The following is a 23,718-nucleotide window of genomic DNA, read 5'->3' as shown; positions in this document are numbered from 1 at the left end:
TGGACAGCTAGCAGATTCTTCCTACTCCCTAGCTTGTCCAGCGGAGGCGTATTTCAATCCCCTGACCGGGTTGTACTAATCAAACAGCTTGCTGACGGACAGCTCTTCGTGAACGCGGATGATCGCTTCCCCGATGATCGGCGCCACGGACAGCACCTTGATCTTGTCGATCATCCGGTCCTGGCTCAACGGAATGGTGTTGGTCACCACCAACTCGCGAATCTTGGAGTCGTTGATCCGCTGGATGGCCGGGCCGGACAGCACCGGATGCGTGCAGCACGCGTACACGTCACGCGCACCCGCTTCCACCAGCGCGTTGGCCGCCAGCGTGATCGTGCCGGCCGTATCGATGATGTCGTCGATGATGATTGCCGTTCTGCCCTCGATGTTCCCGACGATGTTCATCACTTCCGCCACGTTTGGTTCCGGACGGCGCTTGTCGATGATCGCGATCGGCGCTTCCAGGCGCTCCGCCAGCTTGCGGGCGCGGGTTACGCCGCCGTGGTCCGGCGAGACGACGACAATGTCCTGCAGGCCTTTTTCGGAAAAGTATTTCCCCAGAATCGGCACGCCCAACAGGTGGTCGACCGGGATGTCGAAGAAGCCCTGGATCTGCGTCGCGTGCAGGTCCATCGTGATGACGCGGTGCGCCCCTGCGGTCTCGATCAGGTTGGCGACCAGCTTGGCCGTGATCGGATCGCGCGCGCGGGCTTTCCGGTCCTGGCGGGCGTACCCGTAATACGGAATCACGACGTTGATGCTCTTGGCGGAGGCGCGTTTCAGCGCATCGACCATCACCAGCAGTTCCATCAGGTGTTCGTTAACGGGAGCACATGTTGGCTGAATCACAAACACGTCACAACCGCGAACGCTTTCGTTCAGTTTGATTTGACACTCGCCATCGCTGAAGCGGACTGCTTCCGCATTGCCCAGCGGCACGCCGATGTGCTCCGCAATCTCTTTCGCCAGTTGGCGATTTGCGTTGCACGTAAAGACCTTCAGTTTAGGATCGCGGTAGTTAGCCATGATATTTAAGAAAACCCCCCGTTGTTAATCCTTCTTGCCTTTGCGCGGCAGTTTGTTGGCATAACCCGGCTTGTTTACCTGACGCTCACGAGCGATGGCCAGCGCTTCGTCCGGCACGTCCTGCGTAATGGTGGAACCTGCGGCCACGTACGCGTTTTGTCCCACAGTAACCGGCGCAACGAGATTGGTGTTGCAGCCGATAAAGGAGCCGTCCATCACGACCGTTTTGTGTTTGACGGCGCCGTCATAGTTGACCGTAATCGTACCGCAGCCGATATTGACGCCCTCGCCGATCTCGGCGTCGCCCACGTAGCTGAGGTGCGGCACCTTGGTGCCTTTGCCGATTTTCGCATTTTTCAGTTCGACAAAGTCGCCGATTTTGACATTCGGGCCGATTTCCGTTCCCGGCCGCACATAGGCAAACGGTCCGACCGTAGAGTCTGCCTCCACACGGGCGTCGACCATGACGGAGTAGGAGATGGTGACGTGATCCGCCACCTGCACATTGGTCAAATCCGCCTGCGGACCAATCACGCAATCGGCGCCAATGGTTGTCCCTGCACGCAAAAACGTTCCGGGCTGAATCACCGTATCCGCACCGATCACCACGTCCGCTTCGATGTACGTGGATGCGGGATCGACAATCGTCACGCCGTTTTTCATATGGCGCACGGCGATGCGCCTGCGCATGTACGCTTCGGCTTCGGCCAACTGCGCGCGGTCGTTGACGCCCATCGTTTCATCCGGGTCCACCGCTTCAAAGGCGGCCACCTTTTCGCCCGCCTGCCGCAGAATGCCGATGCAGTCCGTCACATAGTATTCGCCTTGGGCGTTGTCATTTTTCACTTGTGCCAAGGCTTTCAACAATTTTTGATTGTCAAAACAGTATATGCCTGTGTTGATTTCTCTGATCGCCCGTTCCGACGGAGTAGCGTCCTTGTGCTCGACGATGCGCAGCACCTCGCCCGTTTCACTGCGCACGATGCGTCCGTAACCGGTCGGGTCGGGGACGACGGCAGTCAGTACGGTCGCAGCTGCCTGCTGCTCTTCGTGATAGCGCAAGAGAGCAGTGAGCGTCTCCTCGGACAGGAGGGGTACATCTCCGTACAAAATAAACGTAGTTCCTTCTTTCGCCTGCAAAAACGGTACCGCCTGCTGCACGGCATGGGCCGTACCCAACTGTTCCTTCTGCAAAGCGTACGTGACGCGTTCGCCCAGCGTGGAACGGACAGCGTCAGCACCGTGACCTACGACGACAATGACATCTTCCACCCGCATGGAAGCCAGCGTGTCCACCACATGCTGGACCATGGGCTTGCCGCAGACGGGGTGAAGAACCTTGTACAGCTTCGATTTCATCCGTGTTCCCTGGCCCGCAGCCAGTACCACGGCATGGATCTTAGACATGTCAACCCTCCAGCGTATAAGTTCCACAATGACTATATCTTAATCAAATGGTGATTTCAAGACGGTAGGCACTGGTTTCCGATGGCGATTTTTAGACGTTTGACGCCTGTTTCCCGCCTGGATTATGATGGGAGGGGAACCGAGAGCGGATCGCCGCAGGAATCGTCCGTCTTTTCCGAAAAAGAAAAACGGACTTCCCCCACCTCCGCCCTCCGTGTTCTCACCGTTACATGAAAAGGCAAGGGGGATGGACGCGTTGAGCGCTGGCGTATACATTTTGACCGGGTATCTGGGCAGCGGCAAGACGACGCTGCTGCAGAAACTGCTGGCCTATCTGCGGAACCAGGACGGCCGGGTCGTGGTCCTGATGAATGAGATGGGCGAAGAAGACATCGACGGCGAGCAGATTCAGGGCTTCGGCTTTCCGGTGAAAAAGCTGCTGGACGGCTGCATCTGCTGCTCCATTCGCGGGGAGCTGACGGACGGACTGAAGGACGTTCTCTCCTCCTTCGAGCCTGACCACATCCTGATCGAAACCACCGGCGTGGCCGATCCGGTTGACGTGGTGGACGCGCTTACCCATCCGGAGCTGTACGACAGGATGGAGCTCAAGGGAATCATAAGCGTCGTGGACGCTTCCCGCTTCCGCGACCTCAACTCCCGCTTCCAGTCGAGCGGCTCGCTGGTCAAGACGATCCGCAACCAGGTGAAGTACGCCGATTTGCTTCTATTAAATAAAATCGATCTGGTCACCCCGGAGGTGTTGGAAAAAGTAAAGGCCAAGCTGCTTGAGCTGAATCCGCACGCCCCGATCCACCAGACGATCCAGAGCGACATGGACCTGCGGGAACTGTTGAACGTCAAGCGCGCCGCCGAACGCAGCGCGGCGGAACGGGCCCGGGACAAGGCGGCCGGCTCTCCTGTGCAAAAAAGCATAGGACGAATGTCCGCCCTGGAAAAAGTGAAACGATCGCTCGGTATTTCAGCCGGTCAGCCGTCGCTGTACAACAGCATTGAGACCTTTTCCTACCATTTTACTGGACCGGTGGACGCAAAAAAGTTTGAGGATTTTCTCTGGGATCTGCCGAAAAACGTCTACCGCGCCAAAGGATACGTGCTGTTTAAAGGGCGGGAGGAACTGATTTCATTTCAGCACACCGACAATCAGGTGAACCTGTTTCCCTTCGAAAACTTCGGCCCGAAGATGGTCGCCGTCTTTATCGGCGAAGGGTTGGACAGGGAAAAAATCATAGCCGATCTGGAGGCCTGCTATTAGCGGAGGGCCGCTGCCGTCCAGCTCGTGGCCGGCGGCGGGTCGGCAGCCGGGCCGGGACCGGCCGAACAGCCGCGCCTGGCGTCTTTCTGCCGGCCGCTCCGGCAAGAACAAAGCACCCAGTCGTCGCGACCGGGTGCTTTTGTTGGGCTTGAATCAAGCGCCTGCTTCGATGGTGTTCTCCTCTTCCTGACCGACGCGCTCGTATTCAGCCAGCACAGCAGCTTGAATCTTTTCGCGCGTGGCAGAGGAGATCGGATGTGCGATGTCGCGGAACTCCCCATCCGGGGTGCGTTTGCTGGGCATCGCAACAAACATGCCATTGTTCCCGTCAATGACACGGATATCATGAACCACGAATTCATGGTCAATCGTAATGGACGCAATGGCTTTCATTCGACCATCCGTATTCACGCGGCGAAGTCTGACGTCTGTTACTTCCATCAAGTTCACTCCCTTTATCTATCAAAGCGTTTAGGAGTAATTCCACGCTCTGGGTAAATATTCCTGCTGGGTTACCGAATTTTTGCAAAAAAAACTATAATTTTATCTCCCCTGCCGAATAAATTGGAAAAAAACAAGCCCGACACTGCCTGGGTGTCGGGCTTGTCATACCTGATGTTTATTCTCCCGTGTACGCAACGACTTCAATTTCCACCTTCACGTCGCGCGGCAGACGGGCCACTTCCACCGTGGAGCGGGCCGGTTTGTGATCGCCGAAGTATTCGGCGTACACTTCGTTCAGCCGGCCAAAATCGTTCATGTCCTTGATAAACACGGTCGCTTTCACCACGTCGGAGAGCGTCAGCCCGGCTTCGGCCAGGATCGCCTTGATGTTGGCGAACACCTGGTGCGCCTGTTCCACGATATCCCCTTCGACCAGGGTGCCGTCCGGGCGCAGCGGAATTTGGCCGGACGCAAACAGGAACGGGCCTGCCTTGGCCGCCTGGCTGTACGGACCGATCGCCGCCGGCGCCTTGTCCGTCGAAACAAATGAAATCGCCATCTGTCCATTACTCCTCTCTCTCGTGAAAATAACTGCCCAGCTCGATCTCGATCTGCTTGCCCTTGACGTCCACATCGCGCAGCTTGGCCAGCGAGACGTACTCGTCCACGAGGCGGTCCGTGACGTCAGCCGTCTCCACCAACACGCCGCAGCCCACCACGGTGGCGCGGAACTCCTGCAGGAGATCGATCATGCCGCGAATCGTGCCGCCGGCCTTCATGAAATCGTCGACGATCAGGACGCGGGACTGTTCGGCCAGCGCACGGCGGGCCAGCGACATCGTCTGAATGCGCTTGCTCGAGCCGGACACGTAATTGATGCTGACCACGGACCCTTCCGTCACCTTGTTGTCGCGCCGGACGATCACGACAGGCACGTTCAGATAAGCGGCCGTCGCGTAGGCGAGCGGAATCCCCTTGGTTTCCACCGTCATGACCACTTCCACGTTCTTTTCCGCAAAGGCGGTGGCAAACAGCTTGCCGATCCGGGCCATGGTGGCCGGATGACCGAGGATGTCGGACATGTACAGGTAGCCGCCCGGCAGCAGGCGGTCGGGATTTTCCAAATGGCCGATCAGTTCGCGCATGAAGTGAAGGGCGTGTTCCGTCTTCATCTGGGGAATGTACTTCACTCCGCCGGCCGCTCCCGCTACCGTTCGCAGCGCGCCCACACCCTGGCTCTCAAACGCTTCCTTGATAATGGACAGGTCTTCGCTGATGGACGACTTGGCCGCCCCGTACTGTTCGGCAAACATGGTGAGTGGAATCAACGTGTGGGGATGGGCGAGCAAGTGCTGCGTCATGTCGACCAGACGCGCACTTCTGCGCATTTTCTTCATGATTCTTCCTCCAAAAAACCGAATATTATGGTGCTAATGTATCATTTCCATACGGGTTCATGCAAGCATTTCCCCATCCGGCATCCCCAGCATGCGGGCGACGAACACGTCTTTGACAAACCCGCGCAGCGCGTTGTAGATACGGTGCACCTTCGCTTCCTTTTGTACGAGGGCAAACACGGTCGGGCCGCTCCCCGACATCAGCACGCCGTCCGCTCCCGACTGCTCCATCAGCTCCTTGATCTGCCGCACTTGCGGGTGCATGGCCAGCGTCACCTCTTCCAGCACGTTGCCCATGGAGCGGCACATCAGCGAAAAATCCTGTTCGCGAATCGCCTTGATCATCTGTTCCGTCGAAGGATGGCAGGCGATCTCCTGAACGCGCAACTGGCCGTACACGTCAGCAGTGGAGACCCCGATCGGCGGTTTCGCCAAAATGACCCAGCAGGGAGCGGGAGCCGGCAGATGGGTGATCTGCTCGCCCCGCCCCCTGGCGAGTGCCGTGCCGCCGTAGACGCAAAACGGCACATCGGATCCGATTTCCGCCCCGATGGCGGCCAGCTCGTCCAGACTCAGCCCGAGGTTCCACAGCTTGTTCAGGCCGCGCAGGGCGGCTGCCGCGTCACTGCTTCCCCCGGCCAGTCCGGCGGCTACGGGAATCTGTTTGTCGATATACACATGTACGCCCTGGCGCACCTGATAGCGTTCACGCAGCAGCACCGCCGCCTTGTAGGCGTGGTTGCGTATGTCGTCCGGTACAAAACTGGCAGAGCAGTCCAGCGTAATGGCGCCGTCCTGGCGCAAGGTCAGGTCTACGCGATCCGCCAAGTCCACCGTGGTCATCACCATTTCCACTTCGTGATAACCGTCCGGCCGTTTGGCCAGCACGTCGAGAGTCAGGTTGATTTTGGCGGGCGCTTTGACCGAGATACGCATGTTGTTCACCTCTGCCTACGTTCAGATTTCCTAGTCTCTTATTGTAGCACAGGGGTTCTCTGCCATGCCAGTTGGACGGAAGAAAAGCCTATCGCTGTTTTCCGGGATACGCCCAGATGCCCGACGCTCTCAGCAGGTCACGGTAGGTGACCAGCCGCTCGTCTTTCGTCACCTGCTGCGCCTCCTCGATCGTCGGGTAATCCAGGCTGGCCGCATGGCTAAATCTGACGCTCCCGCTGCCGCCGTTCATCTTCGCGTATAATTCGCCGGCTTCGCGAAAGACGGTCAATGCCCGTCTCATATGGCTCGCGCTGGTCACCAACGTGACGTCGCGGATCCCTTCCCTCTCCAGGATCGCCGTCGTAAACAGGGCGTTTTCCACCGTGTCCGTCGACTTGTTCTCCAGGAGGATGCGGTCCTGGTCAATCCCTTGGGAGACCAGCCACCGGCTCATCGCATCCGCTTCGGTGACGCCCTGCTTCGGCACTCCGCCGGTAACGATGATGTTGGCCTGCGGGTATTGTCTGGCGACCGCCAGGCCCGTTTTCAGCCGGTCCACGAGCGGCTGGCGCATCGAACCGTCGTCCGCCAGCGCGTAGCCCAGGATCACGATCGCGTGCCGGGTTTGCGGCAGCCCGGCCGGAACCGCGGTGTTGAGCCTGCCGGCCAGGATCTCGTCTGTCGCCCGCAGCTTTTCCAGATAGGCGGCCGTCCTTTGCGGATCGATCGTCCGCAGCCTGGACACGGCCTCCTGAAACGCCCGCTCGTCTCCGTTCGCCTTGGAGTAGACGGCGAACAGCAGGGTGGCGTTGAAATTGTCAGGGTCCAGGCGCAGGATCTGCCGGTACGTCTGCAGGGCTTCGGGCAGCTTTTTCTGGATGACCTGCGTCGACGCCAGCGAAAACTTCAGATCCAGATTGTACGGATCGAGGATCGTCGCTTCCCGAAAGGCGTGTTCGACCACATCGTATTTGCCTTTCAGGGTGATGCCCTTGAAGATTTCCTTTTCCGCTTGCTGCAGGTCGCCGCCGTGCCAGTAGTAGTACATGGCCGTGTCGACCAACTGATTGATGCGGACGGATGTGGGCTCGTCGTTTTGGATGACGCTCGCCGGCGCTTCCGCAGACGCTGATGGCGGCGGCTCGGGAGTTGCCGCCTCCGTTTGGGCCGAAACTGGCGTATAGAGCGCCGCAGAGATGACAAGAGCGGCCACTGTTCCCCGTACGATTCCCTTGCTTTTCCACATGCTTCCCATTCCTCCTGTCGCTGATCGATCTGTTTGGTGCGTAACCCTCGCCTGTTCCCGGTCTGCTGCCCGCTTTCACCTCCTGAAAAAAGCATGAGCGTCCGGAGCAGAGGGACTCGCCCCTGCCGCTTCCGTTCGCTCATGCCTAGTTCGCCTAGTGACACGCGTGTGTATTTTTCTGAATATTCTATCATAATAGGCAATGCAGAGCAACTGCCGCGAAACCAAAAACGCAGGAAGAAGCCGGGTTGCCCCGGCCCGTCAACGAGTTTATTTGGCATTCTGTTTGGCTAACGCTTCCTCGGCGATCTGAATCGCGCGTTTGACCAGATTCCCGGCATCGCGCGTGGTGATGGCGCCCCAGCCTTCGGTTTTCACCGTGTCGTAAAACCCCAGCTCCTTGGCCAACTCCATCTTGAACGCTTCAGACATGATGCCTCGTCTGCGACCCATAACATCCTCCTTTTCCCGTTGACAGCCTTAGTATGCGCGAGGCCGGGCAAAAAAACCCCGGCCGCTGTCTCGATTCAGCCGACACCGAAACGGCGCCGGACGTATATGATATCGAGTACACCGAACCGGGGACGACAGGAAGGCAAAAACAAAACAGCAGAGCCCCCAGGGCTCTACTGCTGTACAAAAGTAATGCGAATGTGCTCGTTGTCACGGCACACTGTCAATTCTACTGTTTCCGTCAAGATGTCAGCATAGCTGTATGAAACTCGCTCAAACAATTGGTCGTCATCAAGCTTTACAACGAATACAGATGGGTACGTTTCTTCGAGGATGCCCGTCCGTTCGACGGTTTTGCGGCGACCGCCATTGGCTTTCAGCAGGATGCGTTCGCCAATGTGCTCGTCTAAACTGCGTTTAATGTCAAGTAACGCGTTTCTTGCCATTGTTCCATCCACCTCGCTTGATTCCATTATAACAGTCTATGCTTATTTTGTCAAAGAAATAAAAAATTATAGCAACCAAAATCAGTTCTTGTCAACGGTGTTTTTTTCGTGAAATCAGCGGATTTTTGTCACATGGCTTGTCCGGGGACAGGCACGTCCGGCAAAAAAATTCCCGACCGACTTCCTCCGTCCCATTATCATCGTGCCCTCAGATGGCTGAGACAGTCCCCTTTCGACGAAAAAAGAGACTGTCCCAACAATCCGAACGCCCCTTGTTTCCAAGGGGCGTTCCTCATGTTCGATGCGGCATCAGATTGCTGCGGCGGATGGCGTTGGCGAGCCGGGCAAATTCTTCGATGCCCAGGGTCTCGCCGCGGCGGCCGGGGTCGATCCCCAGCTCAGCCAGCAGCCGAACCACATCGTCTTTTTGTGTTTTGTCGAACAAACCGTTCATCAGGTTGTTGAGCAGCGTCTTCCGCCGCTGCGCAAAACAAGCCCGTACCACGCGGAAAAACAGCGCTTCGTCGTCCACCTCGACAGGAGGCTGCTTGCGGATCGTCAGCTTGATCACGGCGGAATCGACATTGGGCCGGGGAATGAAAACGCTGGCCGGCACCACCATCGCCACTTCCGTCTCCGCGAAAAACTGCGCGGCGACGCTGAGCGAGCCGTAGTCCTTGGTACCCGGCTTGGCAGCGATCCGGTCCGCCACCTCTTTCTGGATCATCACCACGATATGCTCCAGCGGCAGCCGTTCCTCCAGCAGCTTCATCAGGATCGGCGTCGTCACGTAGTACGGCAGGTTGGCCACGACGCTCACCTGTTCGTAGCCAGCCAGCTTGTCCGCCAGGAGCGCCCGCAGATCCAGCTCCAGCACATCTCCGTGCACCACTTCCACGTTTTCATAGGGAGCCAGCGTTTCCGCCAGGATGGGCAGCAGCCGTTGGTCGATTTCGACCGCCACGACACGGCCGGCGGCTCTGCCCAACTGTTCGGTCAGCGCGCCGATGCCGGGACCGATCTCCAGCGCCGCCTTCCCCTTGTCCAGTTCGGCCGCCGCCACGATGTTGTGCAGAATGTTGGTGTCGATCAAAAAGTTTTGGCCCAGGCTTTTCTTGAACGAAAAGCCGTACTTCTCCAGGATTTCCCTGGTCCGCGTAGGCGTGGCGATATCTTTGCCGACGGCTCGGGTCATGGCTGCTCCCCTCCTTCGTCAATGGCCTTCATGGCGGCGAGAAACTCCGCCCGGCTGATTTGAAAGGCGTTCAGGCGCTGCAGCATCTGCTTGGCGTTGGCGTACCCGATGCCCAGCCGTTCGCCCAGTTTGATTCGCCGCTCCTTGGAATCCGGACCCGAGGTCAATCCGTAGGCGATCATGTCGTCGGGCGTGATCTCCCCGGCCTGATCGGCCATCTCGGTACGCACCTCGGAGAGCGCGCGGACGATCACCTCGGGGGAAGCGTTCTCCACGCCGATGTCCCCTTTTTTCGTCCCGTCCTCCTGGGTGATGAACGCGTGCTTGCAGCCCGGCACCGCCCGGCTGATGATCTTGCGTATCCGCTCTCCCTGGTAATCGGGGTCGGTAAAAATAATGACGCCGCGTTTTTGTTGGGCCAGGCGAATCTTTTCGATCGTTTTCGGGTTGATGGCAGACCCGCCCGTCTCGATCGTGTCCGCCTGGACGGCCCGCTTGATGGCGGCCGTGTCGTCCCGCCCTTCCACGACGATGACTTCTTTGATCTTCATGTCGCTGCTCCCGCTTTCCTACCGTGTTGGAATGGTATTAGTGTACACCAAAAACAAGTTCCGTTTCTGTCCGTGTGGCTGAAACGTTTCCGCTCCCCACCCGTCATATTGGTAAGACAGCAAACAGAAGACAGGAGCGCAGGCTCCTGTCCCTAAGGCTTGTGCGGTCCGATAATGTAGACCGTGCGATTTCGCTTGCGGCCGAACTGGACCGCTTCCGCTTCGGTGCTGACGAACACGTCGATCTTGTGACCGTGTATCGCTCCGCCCGTATCCTCCGCCCGACGATACCCGATTCCGTCGATAAACACCCACCATCCCAGCGGAATGACTTTGGGATCGACGGCAATGGTGTGCCCGGCTTTCGCCTTGACACCGGTAGCCGTGCGGCCATAACCCGGCGAGCCGACGGGTTTGCCTCCTCCTGCCGGAGAGTAGGCGGTCAAAGTAACCCCGTTCAGTACCTGTTTCGGCCGGAACACTTTGCCGCCGCGGGAGACCAACCCCGCTGCGGCAACGACCCGTTTTGACGTGTCGGCTTGAACGGATGCGGCCGTTCCCACCGCGACAATACGGTCTTTTTTCGGTGTGATGACATCTCGTTTCACCAGTTCACGGGATATTTCTTTGCCGTTTTCCGTGACCAGTCTGTAGTGCGCGATGGCCTTCCCTTCCTGCCCGCTTTGCAGTACGCGGGTCTGTCCCTTTGTCAGAGAACCATCGCTTTTGCGAATTTCCTGGTATGGCACGCGCTCCTCCACCGTGACGATCCGTTCGCTGACGCGCGTGACGGAGATCGTCGAGTCTTTGGAGAGAGACGCTGTCAGTGCCGGTTCCACCCGGTCCTGTTTGCCCAGCGTGATTCCCGCGTCCTTCAAGACGCCGGCGACGTCACGGCTGAGCGTTTGCACGACTTTTGTCTGCCCGTCCACGTGGACAGGGATTGCCCAGCGTGTATGTAAGGTAATGGTTGTTCCGTTGGTGATTTTGGTGTCTGCGTCTGGCTGCAGGTAATCGCTGTCTGTCACCGCAATGTGTCGTTCTTCCAAAAACTGCTCGACGGTTTGCGCCTTGGTCCCCACCTTTTGGGTGACGCCGTCCAAGGTAAACGTGACCTGCTTCGGTTGCGTTGCTTGGGCAGAAAAATAGCCAATCATGGGTACCAGCACCAGAGCGAGACCGCCCAGTACGGCAATCGCTCGCTTCTTCTGCCGTTCCCATACCGTGCGTAACTCCATTTCCCACACTCCTTTTTCCTAGAAAAGCACAAGGCTTTTCCTGTCTGGTCAGGCAAGGGTGATGAAATCGCACCAATATTTTGGAAATTGGCCAGTTCTGAACAAGGTCGGTCTTGATTGTATGCTACTTTCTCCGGTTTGTCAAATTGCCCCCTTCCTAGATCCAAATGATGATTGCTACCAGCCTAGCAAAAAGCGAATGGCGAATGGAAGCAAGTTTGTGTCGAGCATCTCTGTCGAGGAGAATGGAATCGTTCGACATATGGACTATGGTATGCAGGGCAAAACGGCGGGAGAACCTGGCTTGGCGGGAAACGCTCAGCCGCCTGCCGGAAAACGCCGCCGGATGTGCGCAAAGAACAAGCCGGGATTTGATTTGAAAAAAACAGGGCCCTTCTGCGATGCGCTGATGCGCGATCACAGAAGGGCTTTCGTCATTGGTCATGCGGCTTCGGACACGGTTATTCCGTACGGGCCTCCAGCCGGAACAGCCGGCGGGCATTCTCGGCGGTGATCCGGGCCATTTCCTCGTAGGACAGGCCGTGGATGTCGGCCATTGCCTCGCAGACGTAGCGGACGTACCCGCTCTCGTTTCGTTTGCCGCGATACGGGTGCGGGGTCAGGTACGGGCAGTCGGTCTCGATCAGCAAACGGTCGAGCGGCACCTTGGCCGCCACCTCCTTCGGCTGCTTCGCGTTCTTGAACGTGAGCGGACCGCCGAACGAGATGTAGAAGTTCATGTCGAGCGCCATTTTGGCCGTCTCCCAGCTCCCGGAAAAGCAGTGCATGATGCCGCCCACTTCGGCCGCCTTCTCCTCCCTCAGAATCGTGATGACATCCTGGTGGGCGTCCCGGTTGTGAATGATGATCGGCAGGCCCAGCTTTTTGGCCAGGCGGATCTGCTTGCGGAACACCTCCGCCTGCACGTCCCGCGGCGAGGTGTCCCAGTAGTAATCCAGACCCATTTCTCCCAGTCCGACCACTTTCGGGTGGCGGCTCAGCTCCTCCAGCCACTCCAGATGCTCGTCGGTCATGTCCTTGGCGTCCTGCGGGTGCCAGCCGACCACGGCGTAGATGAAGTCGTAGCGCTCCGCCAGCTCCAGGCAGGTGGGGATCGTCTCGGCGTTGAAGCCGATGTTGACGATGGTGCTCACGCCGTTTTCCCGCGCGCGGGCAATCACGTCCTCACGATCCTCGTCAAACTCCCGGGCATTGAGGTGCGCGTGCGTATCGAATAACACGGGATCGACCTTCCTTTCCCTACTTCACGATTGCTCCGTTCGGCATGCTCGGATCGACGGTCGCCAGCGTCAGTTGATCGCCTGCGGACGCGGCCAGGATCATGCCCTGCGACAGTTCGCCGCGCAGTTTCACCGGTTTCAGGTTGGCGACCAGGATCACCTTTTTGCCGATCATTTCTTCCGGCGTGTAGTACTTGGCGATGCCGGAAACCACCTGGCGCTTCTCATAGCCGAGGTCCAACTGGAGCACCAGCAGCTTGTCGGCGTTGGGGTGCTTCACGCACTCGACGACTTGCGCCACGCGCAGTTCCACTTTGGCAAAATCGTCGATCGTGATTTCCTCTTTCGCGTCCGCCGGTTTGTCGTTTGCCTGTGCATCGGTTTGGTTCGCGGTTGTCTCTTTCACGGATGCTTCTCCTTTCAACGCTTCCTGTTTTCGCTTGTTCTCTTCTGCCTGACGGCGCGCTTCCGCCGTGGATTCGTCGATGAACGCCAGCTCCGCCTGCACGTCCAGACGCGGGAAGAGCAGCTCCTTGCGGCTGACCGTGCTGCCGACCGGCAGGCCTCCCCAGACGCCGGCGGACTCCCAGGTCAGTGCTTCCGGCTTGTCGAGGATGCCCAATTGGTCCCAGATTTTCGCCGGGGCTTTCGTCATGAACGGCTGAATCAGGATGGAGACGATGCGGATGCATTCCGCCAGATTGTACATGACGGTGGCCAGGCGGCCTTTGGTCTCGTCGGATTTGGCCAGGTTCCACGGCATGGTCTCGTCGATGTACTTGTTGGTCCGGCCGATCAGCTCCCAGATGTGGGCCAGCGCGTTGCTGAAGCGCATTTCGTCCATGTGCTCCTCCACCAGCGCTTTCGTCTTGGTGGCAAGTTCGATCAGGCTGTCGTCCGGTTCGCCCGCCTCCTGCGGAGCAGGCACGATGCCGTCGAAGTATTTTTCAATCATCGTCGCGGTGCGGCTCAGCAGGTTGCCGATGTCGTTGGCCAGGTCATAGTTGAGCCGCTGGATGAACGACTCCGGCGTAAAGACCCCGTCCTGGCCGAAGTTGATTTCCCGCAGCAGGAAGTAGCGCACGCCGTCGGAGCCGTAGCGGTCGATCAGAAGCTTCGGATCGATCACGTTGCCTTTGGATTTGGACATCTTTCCGTCCGGCATCAGCAGCCAGCCGTGGCCGAACACCTTTTTCGGCAGCGGCACGTCCAGCGCCATCAGGAGAATCGGCCAGTAAATGGTGTGGAAACGGAGGATGTCCTTGCCCACCAGATGGACGTCCGCCGGCCAGTATTTGCGAAACTTGCTGTCGTCGTCGGACAGGTAGCCCAGCGCGGAGATGTAGTTGGTCAGCGCGTCAATCCAGACGTAGATGACGTGCTCGGGATCGTCCGGCACCTTGATGCCCCAGTCGAAGCTGCTGCGGGAGACGGAGAGGTCCTGCAGACCCGGCTTGAGGAAGTTGTTGATCATTTCGTTGCGGCGGGACTCCGGCTGGATGAAGTCCGGATTCTCCTCCAGGAACTTCAGCAGCTTGTCCTGGTACTTGGACAGGCGGAAGAAGTAGTTTTTCTCCTTCACCTTTTTCACTTCGCGGCCGCAGTCCGGGCAGAAGTAGCCTTTGTCCGTCTTGCACTGCGTCTCGGTCCAGAACGCCTCGTCCGGTACGCAGTAGTAGCCCTCGTATTCGCCCAGGTAGATGTCTCCCTGGTCCAGCAGCCGTTTGAACACCTTTTGCACGACTTCCTTGTGGCGCGGCTGGGTCGTACGGATAAAATCGTCGTAGGAGATGTCCAGCTTTGCCCACAGATCCTTGATCCAGTCGACAATCGGGTCGATAAATTCAAGCGGCTGCTTGCCGTCTTCGGCCGCCCGCTCCTGCAGCTTTTGCCCGTGCTCGTCCGTACCGGTCAGGTAGTAGACGTCGTAGCCGCGCAGCCGTTTGTAGCGCGCCATTGCATCGGCGGCAATGGTGGTGTAGGCGTTGCCAATGTGCAGCTTGTTGCTCGGATAGTAAATCGGCGTGGTAATGTAGTACGTCGGTTTCATGCAACAAAACCCTCCTGACATACGTTAAAAAATAAAAGCCCGCCCCAGATTGGGACGAGCCTTGTTCTCGTGGTACCACCCAAATGCTCCGCCTTCTCGCGAACAGCGGACTTGTCGAGTCAGACTGCTGCTGACTCACCCGTAACGCAGGCTTGCGTCGCAGACTACTTGGCGCCGGAAACGGCGGTTCATCCGCGAGACTCGGGGGCCATTTTCGGCTTGATCGCTTATACCGGTTCGCAGCTACCCCGGCTCTCTGTCATAAGGATGGCAAGCCTACTCTTCCCGTCATCGTCGTTCGCTATGAAATACCTGATTCACCCTCTATTGTACACAACCGCCTCATTTTGTAAACCACCCGCCTGCAACTTTGCGGCGGGACAGACGCTTGACGGGCAAAAGGGCAAAAAAAGGAATCAAGGGGAAAAAAGGCCACTTTTGTCGAATCACCTTCTCTATCATTCGACATAAAGTGACGAATTCGCCCCTATGCGCTTCCAGTTACTTTTTTCCAAGATACCGATGAATATTGATGTCGAGCACATGCAAACAATGATGCTGTACATATCTGTCAAACCCGCGCCAGATGTGGCTTCAAAGATTTGTAAAAATCATATTGACACCTTTGGGAATCGCTGGTATGATGAGAACAACGGAAATTGTCGAATATTGACGATTAATAATCCGATTTGCACAATAAACGACACTGGGCAACATTGTGAGAGGAGAGACGATTCATGATGAAATCGACGGGGATTGTACGTAAAGTGGACGAGCTGGGCCGCGTGGTGATTCCGATTGAACTGCGCCGCACCCTGGGCATCGCCGAAAAGGACGCGCTGGAAATTTACGTGGACGGAGAGCGCATTATCCTGAAAAAGTACGAGCCTGCATGTATTTTCTGCGGCAATGCGGACCGGGTTTCCTATTTCAAAGGCAAAATCATTTGCCAGGACTGCCTGAACGAACTGCCTGCGGTCAAGCGTTAATCGTCCGCTCAACCATACAGAGCCGCTTTGTACGAAGCGCTGCCGGTAAGACGAAGGAGGCCGGGGATGACTCCCCGGCCTTTTTTCATGCGATCACGCTTCCGGATCGCGGTGGTATTCATTGTAGACGTCCCGCCTGGACAGGCCCCGGTCGTCCGCTGCCTTCTTGATCGCTTCCTTTTTGCTCATGCCTTGTTCGCAGTAGCGGTCGACATGCTCCCGGATGTCAAGCGGCTGCCACCAGGCCGCTTCTTCTTCCGGAGCGGCCGGCGCGCCGCGGTATCCTTCCACGATCAGGCAGTACTCGCCTCGCGCCTCCCCCGCCGCCAGCCAGTCGATCAGCTCCCCCAGCGTGCCGCGGGCAAACTCTTCGTAGCGCTTGGTCAACTCCCGCGCCAGCACGGCCCGGCGATCGCCCCAGGCTTCCCGGATCGCCTGGAGCGTTTTCACGATGCGATGGGGCGCTTCGTAAAACAGCAGCGTCTCCGGGTAGCGCTCCAGCCGCTGCAGTTCTTCCCGGCGGTCTTTGTTGTCGCGCGGCAAAAAGCCGCAAAACACAAAGCGGTCCGTCGGCAGGCCGGAGGCGATCAGCGCGGTCAGCGCCGCGTTTGCGCCGGGGACAGGAACGACGGGAAAGCCGGCCGCCACGGCATCCCGCACCAGATCGGCCCCCGGGTCGGAGATGGCGGGCAGACCGGCGTCACTGACCAGGGCAATCCGCTTTCCTTCCGCCAGCCATTGCAAGAGACCGCTGCCGCTGGCCTCCTTGTTGTGTTCGTGGTAGCTGACCGTCCGCTTCTCAATCTGAAAATGGTTCAGCAGCTTGCGGGTTTGCCGGGTGTCTTCGCAGGCGATCACATCGACGGCCCGCAGCGTCTCCAGACAGCGAACCGTGATGTCGTCCAGATTGCCGATGGGCGTGGCCACCAGGTAGAGGACTCCCGTCTGTTCGTCGGCGAAACTGCGCTGGACGTTCATGACTTACGACCACCTTCCTCGATCAGTTCTTCCTTTTGAGAGCGGGTCAGGCGTTTGATCGCTTCCTCCCGCCTGATTCCCCACGAGCGGTCCGTCCCTTCTTCCCAATACATCAGCTCCACCGGCCCTCGGCCCCGCGTGTACTTGGCCCCTCTGCCCTCGTTGTGCTCCCGGATGCGGCGGGCCAATTCCGTGGCATACCCGGTGTAATAGGTCCCGTCCGCGCAGCGCAGGATGTAGACAAAGTGGCTTTTATGCGAGGGAATCCCGCTTTCCGAAATAGATCTCCTGCAGTTCTTCACAGTATTCCTCTCCGTTTTCGTAGACAATCAGCGGCGGCTGGATGCGCAGTTCCGGCCTGCCGTTGCGCATCCCCTCGATCAGGAGCATGTTGGGCTCGGCGTCGCGGCGCGGGTAGACCAGCCGCATCCGCTTCGGCTCGATGCCGTACTGGCGCATCAGCGTGATGATGTCCACCAGGCGCGTCGAGCGGTGCACCAGGGCGATCTTCCCGCCGTTTTTCAGCAGTTGGCTGCCCACCCGAATGACGTCTTCCAGCGACAGCAAGATTTCGTGGCGGGCGATGGCAAAGTGTTCGCTGACGTTTTTCTCGCCGCTGGTCGCCGGCATGTACGGCGGATTGCAGGTAATCAGGTCAAACTTGCCGTGCCCGAACAACTGCACGGCGTCCTTCACGTCGCCGTGGTGCATCGTGATGCGCGATTCCAGCCTGTTCAGCTTGACGTTCCGACTGGCCATGTCATACAGCCGCTCCTGAATCTCGATGCCTTCAAACACCGCTTCCGGCGACCGCGTCGTCATGATCAGCGGGATCGCGCCGTTGCCCGTGCACATGTCGAGCACCCGTCCCCGTTTGGGCACCGACGCAAAGCGGGCAAGCAGCACCGCATCCATGGAGAAGCAAAATACTTCACGGCTCTGGATGATTTTCATTTCATGGGTGAGCAGGTCGTCAATGCGCTCCGTCTCGTAGAGCGGCACGTTGATTTCCGGTTGCATCCGTTGTTCCATACTCCTTTTTCCACCATCAGTCTGTAACGGCCTCTGCACGTTGTCTGCAAAAAGCGACCTGCCGCAATGCTCAGGTCGCTTCGGTACAAAAAGGCCATGCTATCCTGTTATTTGTGAACACCGCCGCTGAGGAAGGAGAGGCAGAACAGGCAATCTCCCTCTTTGCGCAGGCTGCCGAAATGAACGTTGCAAATGTGAAAACCTTCCGCATACAGCCGCGCCAGATTGTCATAGCCTTCTCCGACCACTTTCTTCTTGGCGGTTTCCTGCTTGACCGTTTCTTTTGGTTCCGGCGGCGGACTGGCTGTCTTCTTGTCCAGCCGATTGCGAAGGTGTTGGTTCTCCACGAGTAATTGGGCGTTTTCCTCCATCAAGACAACGATGACGTCTTTCAATTCGCCAATTTCCCGATACAGATCGCCAATTCGTTCCTCGATGCTGGCCATCTTGACGAAGATTTCCCGTTTGTCCACTTGCTCACCTCATCCCCGCTACCCAAATCTAACCTGCTCTGTCCTCTCGTTAGTCAAACGTCGGATGACCCACGACAATCTCATCGAGCGCAAATTCGATGACGCGCTTGTTTTCCGAAAGCTCTACCTGAACGGACTGGTCGAGCACGTTGACGGAGACGACACGCCCTTCGCCCAACGGCGTGGTCACCGTCGCGCCGATGTCCGGCATTTCGTCCCGGGTGCTTTCGTAGTTGTCGTTTTCGTATTTCAAACAGCACATCAGCCGGCCGCAGAGACCGGAGATTTTGGCCGGATTCAGCGAAAGGTTTTGGTCTTTTGCCATCTTGATCGACACCGGCTCGAAGTCGCCCAAAAACGTAGAGCAGCAGAGCAGCCGGCCGCAGGGCCCGATGCCGCCCAGCATTTTCGCTTCGTCGCGCACGCCGATCTGGCGCAGTTCGATACGGGTGCGGAAGACAGAGGCCAGGTCCTTGACCAGTTCGCGGAAATCCACCCGCCCATCGGCGGTAAAATAAAAGATGATTTTGTTGCGGTCAAACGTGTACTCCACGTCGACCAGCTTCATCTCCAGCTTGTGTTCCTTGATTTTGGTCTGACAGATGGAAAACGCGTTTTTGGCGGCCTGCTTGTTCTCCTCCACCTGCTTGGCATCCCGCTCGTCCGCCATCCGGATGACCTTCTTCAGCGGCAGTACGACATCCTTGTCGGCCACTTGTTTGCGGCCGATCACCACTTTGCCGTATTCGACCCCTCTCGCCGTTTCCACGATGACGTGCGAATCCTTTTCGATCGGCAGTCGGTCGGGGTCGAAGTAATATATTTTGCCCGCTTTTTTAAAGCGGACGCCCACAACCTCATACAAAGGTTATCCCTCCTGGATTTGAAGAACCAACCGCTCAAGGGCCAACTGTGCGTTGGCGTTTCGCTCTATCCGATTTTTCGTTTCCATGACCAGATCGATCCCATGCAAGAGCTCGGCTTTCGTCCAGACCAGGGCTTGTCCTTGCAGCACATCCTGTTGGTCGCTGTTGATGAGATGGGCATGCCTGTCTACTTGCACGTACAGGATATCGCGCAGCCAAAGGATGAGCAAATCCAAAAAGAGGGGCAGTTCCTCCTTTATTTTGTCGCTTTTTTGCAACAAATCGTGAATGGTATAGAGCGCAGCAGCATTGCGCTGTTTGCACTCCTGCACCAATTGTATCACTAGATTTCTAAGCTGTGCAAACCAATCTGACTGGCTGAGCACACGAGCTTCTTCCAGATTTGTCGTGATGTGGGAAGCTGCCCGGGCGATCCCGGCCGGCACGCCTTCCGCCTGCAGTTGCTCGGCGATGACGTCGGCGGACAGCGGCGTGAACGGGACAATCTGGCAGCGCGACAGAATGGTCGGCAAAATGGCGTGACTGTGCTCCGTCAGCAGCAGCGCGACGACTCCGGCCGGCGGTTCTTCCAAAAACTTGAGCAGACTGTTGGCCGCCTGGGTGGTCATCCTGTCCACGTGCTCGATGATGTACACCTTGTGAGCCGATTCCACCGCCCGCATCGCCATCTCCTTTTGCAGGGCGCGAATCTGGTCGATCTTGATCGAGGCCCCGTCCGGCTCGATCAGCAGCACGTCGGGATGGTTGCCCGCCTCGATCCGCCTGCATGTGAGACAGGCCCCGCAGGCGTCCGCCTCCCTTTCCGGACAAAAAAGAGACTTCGCCACATGCAGGGCCATCCGTTTTTTTCCTGCACCCTTGGGACCGGCAAACAGGTAAGCGTGCGCCAGCCGCCCGTTTTGCAGACTATGATGCAGCAGTTCCGCCGCACGCGGCTGCTGCGCAAACATCGTCCATGTCATCTTGTTCCACCTAAAAGTACAAGTTGATCAGCATGCCGCGAATTTCGCCGATGCGGGCCAAAAGGTCGATCATCGGCGCCTGATCACTTAACAGTTCGTCGGCAAGCTTGAGCAGTTCCGCGTCCACTTCCTTGACAATCTTGTACAGCCGGCTGCGTCCCCGGCGGTTTACACCCCGCCTGTCGTCCAGCGCGATGCCGTGCTTGACGGCCTCTTCCATGAACTGCTTGACGAGATTTTTGTAATGGTAGAAGTCGCGGATGGAGCGGGAACGGGCCAAAATCTGTCCCTGTCTGTCAATGTCCTGCAAAAGCCGGGTCAGCCGCTCCTGCGACATGCGCTGGTCCTCGCCCTTGATCAATTCCCCGAAATTCGCTCTTTCCACCTGCGGCCCTTTGCGCATGTCGGCCGCCTTGAGCAGATCCACCTTTGGCCTGGGCCCGTCTCCGATTTTCATGCCGCTCCCTCCGTCCCCTGTCCGATCGTTTTCTTCCTTCAGTATAAACGAAAGCTGGCTGAAAAAGGAGGGGGGTCCCCTTCCATCAGACGCCTAGAACGAATGGAACTGCTCGACATCCAGCACAAACACGGCGGCACCGCCCACCTGCACCTCGAGCGGATACGGCATGAACGAATCGACGGCATTGCTCAGCGGCGAGACAGGCGTGACCATCTGTTTGCGGGACTTGCAGTGCTGCTGAATGATCTCGATCACTTCCGGCACGTTTTCGTCGCTCGTTCCGATCAAAAACGTCGTGTTGCCGGCACGCAAAAAGCTTCCCGTACTGGCCAGCTTCGTGGCACGAAATCCTTTTTTCACCAACTGCTGCGACAGACGACCACTGTCTTTGTCCTGAACAACAGCAACCACCATCTTCATCGGCTCTCACCCTTTCCGCACGCGTTTGGTATCTGGGGGTACCTGTCTTCCTTCATTGTATGAAGAAAGGCTGGACGGTGTAACGATATTCTTCTAAAACATAGTATACAGCATGTACATACCCGGACGGTACTTAAACCTTACAGACGCGAACCTTGCAGACGCGCCTCCAGCGCAGCCAGCGCCTCTTCAAAGACCCGGTCCATCGGCTGTTCCGCGTCGATGACGACAAACCGCTCGGGAAAGCGCTCCATCACCAACCGGTATCCTTCCCGCACTTTTTCGTGGAACCGCAGGTCTTCCATGTCGAGCCGGTTTACCTCCCGCCCCTTGGTCGCGTTGATGCGGGCCAGACCCACTTCCGGCCGCACGTCGAAAAACAGCGTCAGGTCGGGCATGCAGTCTTCCACGGCAAAGCGGTTGATGGCAAACACTTCGTCGATGCCCAGGCCGCGCGCATACCCCTGGTACGCTAGACTGCTGTCGATGAAGCGGTCGCACAGGACCAGCTTCCCCGCCGCCAGCGCCGGCAGCACCCTTTCAGCCAAATGCTGCCGCCGTGCCGCCGCGTACAGCAGCGCCTCCGTCCGCTTGTCCATGGTGACGTGCTCCGGATTGAGGATGATCGACCGGATCTTCTCCGCGATCTCGATGCCGCCCGGTTCGCGGGTGAGGATCACGTCCCGTCCCCGCGCCCGCAGTTCGTCGTACAGGCGGGCGATGACGGTCGACTTGCCCGCTCCGTCGCCTCCCTCGACGGTAATAAACCGGCCTTTTCCCTTCGTTGTCACACACATGCTCCTTTCACACTCGTTGTCTCTCATCAATTACCCGTATCGTCTGCAGCCGGCCGTCCTGCACCCCGTGGAAGCGGGTCTGTCCCTTGCGAAGCTCCAGCAGCAGCTCCAGCAAATCGGCGTCAATGCGCTCACCCGGCACCAGCAGCGGAATCCCGGGCGGATAGGGGATCACCATTTCCGCGGCGATCCGTCCCAGCGCCTGTTCCAGTGCCACCGCCTCGTGGGGGGCGTCTATCGCTTCGTGCATCGGCATCGCCTGTTCGCGCAAAAAGCTGGAGGCCACCACGCCCGGCTCCACCATTCGCACCGCTCCCGGCCGTCTCTCGGGGGAGACGGATTCCAGCAGCCAGGCCAGCGCGTCGAGATCATCCGCGGAGGTCCCGGCGGAGGCGGCCAGCAGCACGAGGCCGCTCTCGGCCAGTTCGGGATAGATGCCGTGTTCCTCCAGCAGCCGCTTCAGTTCGAATCCGTCCGCGTCGGCGGAGCGCAGCACCAGCAGCAGTTTGAGCGGATCCCATGTCGCGCAGACGCTGTTTGGCACTGGCCCCGCCAGCTCCACCCACGAGACGCGACCCAGCCGCTCTCGAAGCTTGTCCAACTGCGGCAGCAGCCGTTCCCACTCCCGGGCCGCTTCCGTCACCAGGTGGCGGCGCGCCAGGTCGAGCGAAGCCATCAGCAGATATGACGGGCTGGACGACTGTATCAGCGCCAGATTACGCGCCAGACGCTCCCGGTCGATCCGCTCGCCCTGGATATGCAGCATGGACGACATGGTGAGCGCTCCGGTCATTTTGTGGGTGGACTGCACGGCGGCATCCGCTCCGCTCTGCATGGCGGAAGGGGGAAACGCAGGGTGAAAGCCGAAGTGGGCCCCATGCGCTTCATCGACGAGGAGCGGCACGCCAAACCGGTGGACGGCCGCCGCCATCTTGGCCACATCAATCCCCATGCCGTAGTAGGTCGGATTGGTCAAAAAGACCGCCTTGGCATCAGGATGGGCCTGCAGGGCGCGTTCCACGTCCTCCCGCCGCAGTCCGACGGCGGTGCCGGTCGCCGGATCCACCGCCGGCACGATGTACACCGGCGTCGCCCTCGCCAGGATGATGCCGTGAAACACGGACTTGTGGCAGTTGCGCTGGACGAGAATCTTGTCTCCCGGACGGCAGACGGTCATGATCAGCGCGATGTTGCCCGCCGTGCTCCCGCCGACGAGAAAGCGCGTCTCCTCCGCGCCGAAAGCCTCCGCCGCCAACGCCTGCGCCTCGGCAATCACGCCCTCCGGCTGATGCAGGTCGTCCATGCCGGTGATCTCCGTCATGTCCAGTTCGAGCACGGGCCCAAACCGCTCTCTGCCGTGATGGTCAAAGCTTCGCCCCATCTTGTGACCGGGCACGTGAAACGGATGGGGACGGCGCATGGCGTGCCGTACCAACTGTTCGTACAAGGGAGCCCGCCGCTGCCTCTCCCAAAAGTCGGCGCTTCTTTCCCGCACGGTCATTCACGTCCTTTTTTCAGAGTACCTTTTATTGTAACACGATTTGCACCCGCGGAACGGAAAAAGGCATCGGGGGTGCCGATGCCTTTTGGCCGAACGTGTCTACGCGTCTTCCGTGAGCCAGATGCGCCGCATCTGATGAATAAAGAACGTGTATTTTTTATCCTGCACGTCCGTATTGACCATTTCCTGTTCGCAATGCTGACAGATAAACTGCTCACAGATGGCGATTCCGTCCGTCCGTTCCTCTTCACAGACGATACATCGCTGAGCGACCCTTTCCATTGTGCAAACGCCTGCCCTTTTCCTCAATCTA

General features: G+C 58.4%; 27 protein-coding genes and 1 other annotated feature. Of the genes, 2 read left to right on the top strand and 25 right to left on the bottom strand.

Going from position 1 to position 23,718, the window contains the following annotated elements; translation table 11 throughout:
• Positions 1-75: 75 nt before the first annotated feature.
• The gene (locus tag FOI68_RS15920; protein ID WP_035296614.1) at positions 76-1,026 is read right to left on the bottom strand and encodes a ribose-phosphate diphosphokinase; all 951 of its coding nucleotides are present in this window, start codon (positions 1,024-1,026) and stop codon (positions 76-78) included.
• Between the two features lie 24 nt (positions 1,027-1,050).
• Positions 1,051-2,433 (bottom strand): bifunctional UDP-N-acetylglucosamine diphosphorylase/glucosamine-1-phosphate N-acetyltransferase GlmU, encoded by a 1,383-nt coding sequence (gene glmU / locus FOI68_RS15915; RefSeq protein ID WP_143863719.1) that lies wholly within the window; start codon positions 2,431-2,433, stop codon positions 1,051-1,053.
• A 256-nt stretch (positions 2,434-2,689) separates the two neighbouring features.
• On the opposite strand from glmU, the gene FOI68_RS15910 reads away from it, so the two are divergent.
• Entirely contained in the window at positions 2,690-3,709 is a 1,020-nt protein-coding gene (locus tag FOI68_RS15910; protein WP_035296929.1) for a CobW family GTP-binding protein, read from the top strand.
• Positions 3,710-3,862: 153 nt separating this feature from the next.
• On the opposite strand, the gene spoVG is transcribed toward FOI68_RS15910, so the two are convergent.
• The 12 genes from spoVG to metG all read right to left on the bottom strand — a co-directional run bounded on the left by spoVG (position 3,863) and on the right by metG (position 14,906).
• A complete protein-coding gene (gene spoVG, locus FOI68_RS15905; protein WP_029098031.1) occupies positions 3,863-4,150 on the bottom strand; it encodes a septation regulator SpoVG in 288 nt (95 codons plus the stop codon).
• Between the two features lie 178 nt (positions 4,151-4,328).
• Complete coding sequence (locus FOI68_RS15900; protein ID WP_143863718.1) at positions 4,329-4,712, bottom strand: RidA family protein; 384 nt, start codon at positions 4,710-4,712, stop codon at positions 4,329-4,331.
• A 7-nt stretch (positions 4,713-4,719) separates the two neighbouring features.
• Entirely contained in the window at positions 4,720-5,550 is an 831-nt protein-coding gene (gene purR, locus FOI68_RS15895; RefSeq protein WP_029098033.1) for a pur operon repressor, read from the bottom strand.
• Positions 5,551-5,607: 57 nt separating this feature from the next.
• Entirely contained in the window at positions 5,608-6,486 is an 879-nt protein-coding gene (gene ispE, locus FOI68_RS15890) for a 4-(cytidine 5'-diphospho)-2-C-methyl-D-erythritol kinase (protein ID WP_044899273.1), read from the bottom strand.
• Between the two features lie 88 nt (positions 6,487-6,574).
• Entirely contained in the window at positions 6,575-7,732 is a 1,158-nt protein-coding gene (locus tag FOI68_RS15885) for a YdcF family protein (protein WP_143863717.1), read from the bottom strand.
• Between the two features lie 270 nt (positions 7,733-8,002).
• Positions 8,003-8,185 carry a small, acid-soluble spore protein, alpha/beta type gene (locus FOI68_RS15880; protein ID WP_029098035.1) on the bottom strand — a complete coding sequence of 61 codons (183 nt, stop codon included), beginning with the start codon at positions 8,183-8,185 and terminating at the stop codon, positions 8,003-8,005.
• 173 nt (positions 8,186-8,358) lie between these two features.
• Entirely contained in the window at positions 8,359-8,631 is a 273-nt protein-coding gene (gene veg / locus FOI68_RS15875; RefSeq protein WP_029098036.1) for a biofilm formation stimulator Veg, read from the bottom strand.
• Between the two features lie 292 nt (positions 8,632-8,923).
• Positions 8,924-9,826, bottom strand: coding sequence for a 16S rRNA (adenine(1518)-N(6)/adenine(1519)-N(6))-dimethyltransferase RsmA (gene rsmA, locus FOI68_RS15870; RefSeq protein WP_035296608.1), 903 nt, complete (start codon positions 9,824-9,826; stop codon positions 8,924-8,926).
• The gene (gene rnmV / locus FOI68_RS15865; protein ID WP_029098038.1) at positions 9,823-10,377 is read right to left on the bottom strand and encodes a ribonuclease M5; all 555 of its coding nucleotides are present in this window, start codon (positions 10,375-10,377) and stop codon (positions 9,823-9,825) included. Before rnmV ends, rsmA begins: the two co-directional genes overlap by 4 nt.
• Before the next feature lie 152 nt (positions 10,378-10,529).
• The gene (locus FOI68_RS15860; RefSeq protein ID WP_029098039.1) at positions 10,530-11,615 is read right to left on the bottom strand and encodes a resuscitation-promoting factor; all 1,086 of its coding nucleotides are present in this window, start codon (positions 11,613-11,615) and stop codon (positions 10,530-10,532) included.
• A gap of 461 nt (positions 11,616-12,076) precedes the next feature.
• Entirely contained in the window at positions 12,077-12,856 is a 780-nt protein-coding gene (locus FOI68_RS15855; RefSeq protein WP_044899275.1) for a TatD family hydrolase, read from the bottom strand.
• A gap of 19 nt (positions 12,857-12,875) precedes the next feature.
• Entirely contained in the window at positions 12,876-14,906 is a 2,031-nt protein-coding gene (gene metG, locus FOI68_RS15850; protein ID WP_143863716.1) for a methionine--tRNA ligase, read from the bottom strand.
• Positions 14,907-14,953: 47 nt separating this feature from the next.
• Positions 14,954-15,207, bottom strand: a binding site (T-box leader).
• Between the two features lie 436 nt (positions 15,208-15,643).
• Between metG and FOI68_RS15845 the strand changes: the two genes are divergently transcribed.
• Entirely contained in the window at positions 15,644-15,895 is a 252-nt protein-coding gene (locus FOI68_RS15845) for an AbrB/MazE/SpoVT family DNA-binding domain-containing protein (protein WP_029098042.1), read from the top strand.
• Between the two features lie 93 nt (positions 15,896-15,988).
• Here the strand turns inward: FOI68_RS15845 and rsmI are convergent, their stop codons facing one another.
• From rsmI to FOI68_RS15790, 11 genes are all read right to left on the bottom strand, one after another.
• Positions 15,989-16,873 carry a 16S rRNA (cytidine(1402)-2'-O)-methyltransferase gene (rsmI, locus tag FOI68_RS15840; RefSeq protein WP_029098043.1) on the bottom strand — a complete coding sequence of 295 codons (885 nt, stop codon included), beginning with the start codon at positions 16,871-16,873 and terminating at the stop codon, positions 15,989-15,991.
• Positions 16,870-17,175, bottom strand: a complete 306-nt coding sequence (locus tag FOI68_RS15835; RefSeq protein WP_081656440.1) for a GIY-YIG nuclease family protein — start codon at positions 17,173-17,175, stop codon at positions 16,870-16,872. The genes rsmI and FOI68_RS15835 overlap by 4 nt, the downstream gene beginning before the upstream one ends.
• Positions 17,126-17,893, bottom strand: a complete 768-nt coding sequence (locus FOI68_RS15830; protein ID WP_029098045.1) for a tRNA1(Val) (adenine(37)-N6)-methyltransferase — start codon at positions 17,891-17,893, stop codon at positions 17,126-17,128. Before FOI68_RS15830 ends, FOI68_RS15835 begins: the two co-directional genes overlap by 50 nt.
• A gap of 119 nt (positions 17,894-18,012) precedes the next feature.
• Positions 18,013-18,378 (bottom strand): DNA replication initiation control protein YabA, encoded by a 366-nt coding sequence (gene yabA, locus FOI68_RS15825; RefSeq protein WP_029098046.1) that lies wholly within the window; start codon positions 18,376-18,378, stop codon positions 18,013-18,015.
• A 49-nt stretch (positions 18,379-18,427) separates the two neighbouring features.
• Positions 18,428-19,243, bottom strand: coding sequence for a PSP1 domain-containing protein (locus FOI68_RS15820; protein ID WP_029098047.1), 816 nt, complete (start codon positions 19,241-19,243; stop codon positions 18,428-18,430).
• Positions 19,244-19,246: 3 nt separating this feature from the next.
• The gene (gene holB, locus FOI68_RS15815; protein ID WP_143863715.1) at positions 19,247-20,227 is read right to left on the bottom strand and encodes a DNA polymerase III subunit delta'; all 981 of its coding nucleotides are present in this window, start codon (positions 20,225-20,227) and stop codon (positions 19,247-19,249) included.
• A 10-nt stretch (positions 20,228-20,237) separates the two neighbouring features.
• The gene (locus FOI68_RS15810) at positions 20,238-20,684 is read right to left on the bottom strand and encodes a YaaR family protein (protein WP_143863714.1); all 447 of its coding nucleotides are present in this window, start codon (positions 20,682-20,684) and stop codon (positions 20,238-20,240) included.
• A gap of 93 nt (positions 20,685-20,777) precedes the next feature.
• The gene (locus FOI68_RS15805) at positions 20,778-21,107 is read right to left on the bottom strand and encodes a cyclic-di-AMP receptor (RefSeq protein WP_029098050.1); all 330 of its coding nucleotides are present in this window, start codon (positions 21,105-21,107) and stop codon (positions 20,778-20,780) included.
• Positions 21,108-21,247: 140 nt separating this feature from the next.
• The gene (tmk, locus tag FOI68_RS15800) at positions 21,248-21,904 is read right to left on the bottom strand and encodes a dTMP kinase (RefSeq protein WP_029098051.1); all 657 of its coding nucleotides are present in this window, start codon (positions 21,902-21,904) and stop codon (positions 21,248-21,250) included.
• Positions 21,905-21,911: 7 nt separating this feature from the next.
• On the bottom strand, positions 21,912-23,399 hold the full coding sequence (locus tag FOI68_RS15795; RefSeq protein ID WP_143863713.1) for an aminotransferase class I/II-fold pyridoxal phosphate-dependent enzyme: 1,488 nt from the start codon (positions 23,397-23,399) through the stop codon (positions 21,912-21,914).
• 105 nt (positions 23,400-23,504) lie between these two features.
• Complete coding sequence (locus FOI68_RS15790; RefSeq protein WP_029098053.1) at positions 23,505-23,687, bottom strand: sigma factor G inhibitor Gin; 183 nt, start codon at positions 23,685-23,687, stop codon at positions 23,505-23,507.
• Between the last annotated feature and the right edge of the window lie 31 nt (positions 23,688-23,718).

This window comes from Brevibacillus sp. LEMMJ03, assembly GCF_007197875.1.
GTDB lineage: Bacteria > Bacillota > Bacilli > Brevibacillales > Brevibacillaceae > Brevibacillus > Brevibacillus thermoruber.
Note: the sequence above shows the minus strand (reverse complement) of the source record. Positions and strands in the feature narration are given on the sequence as shown.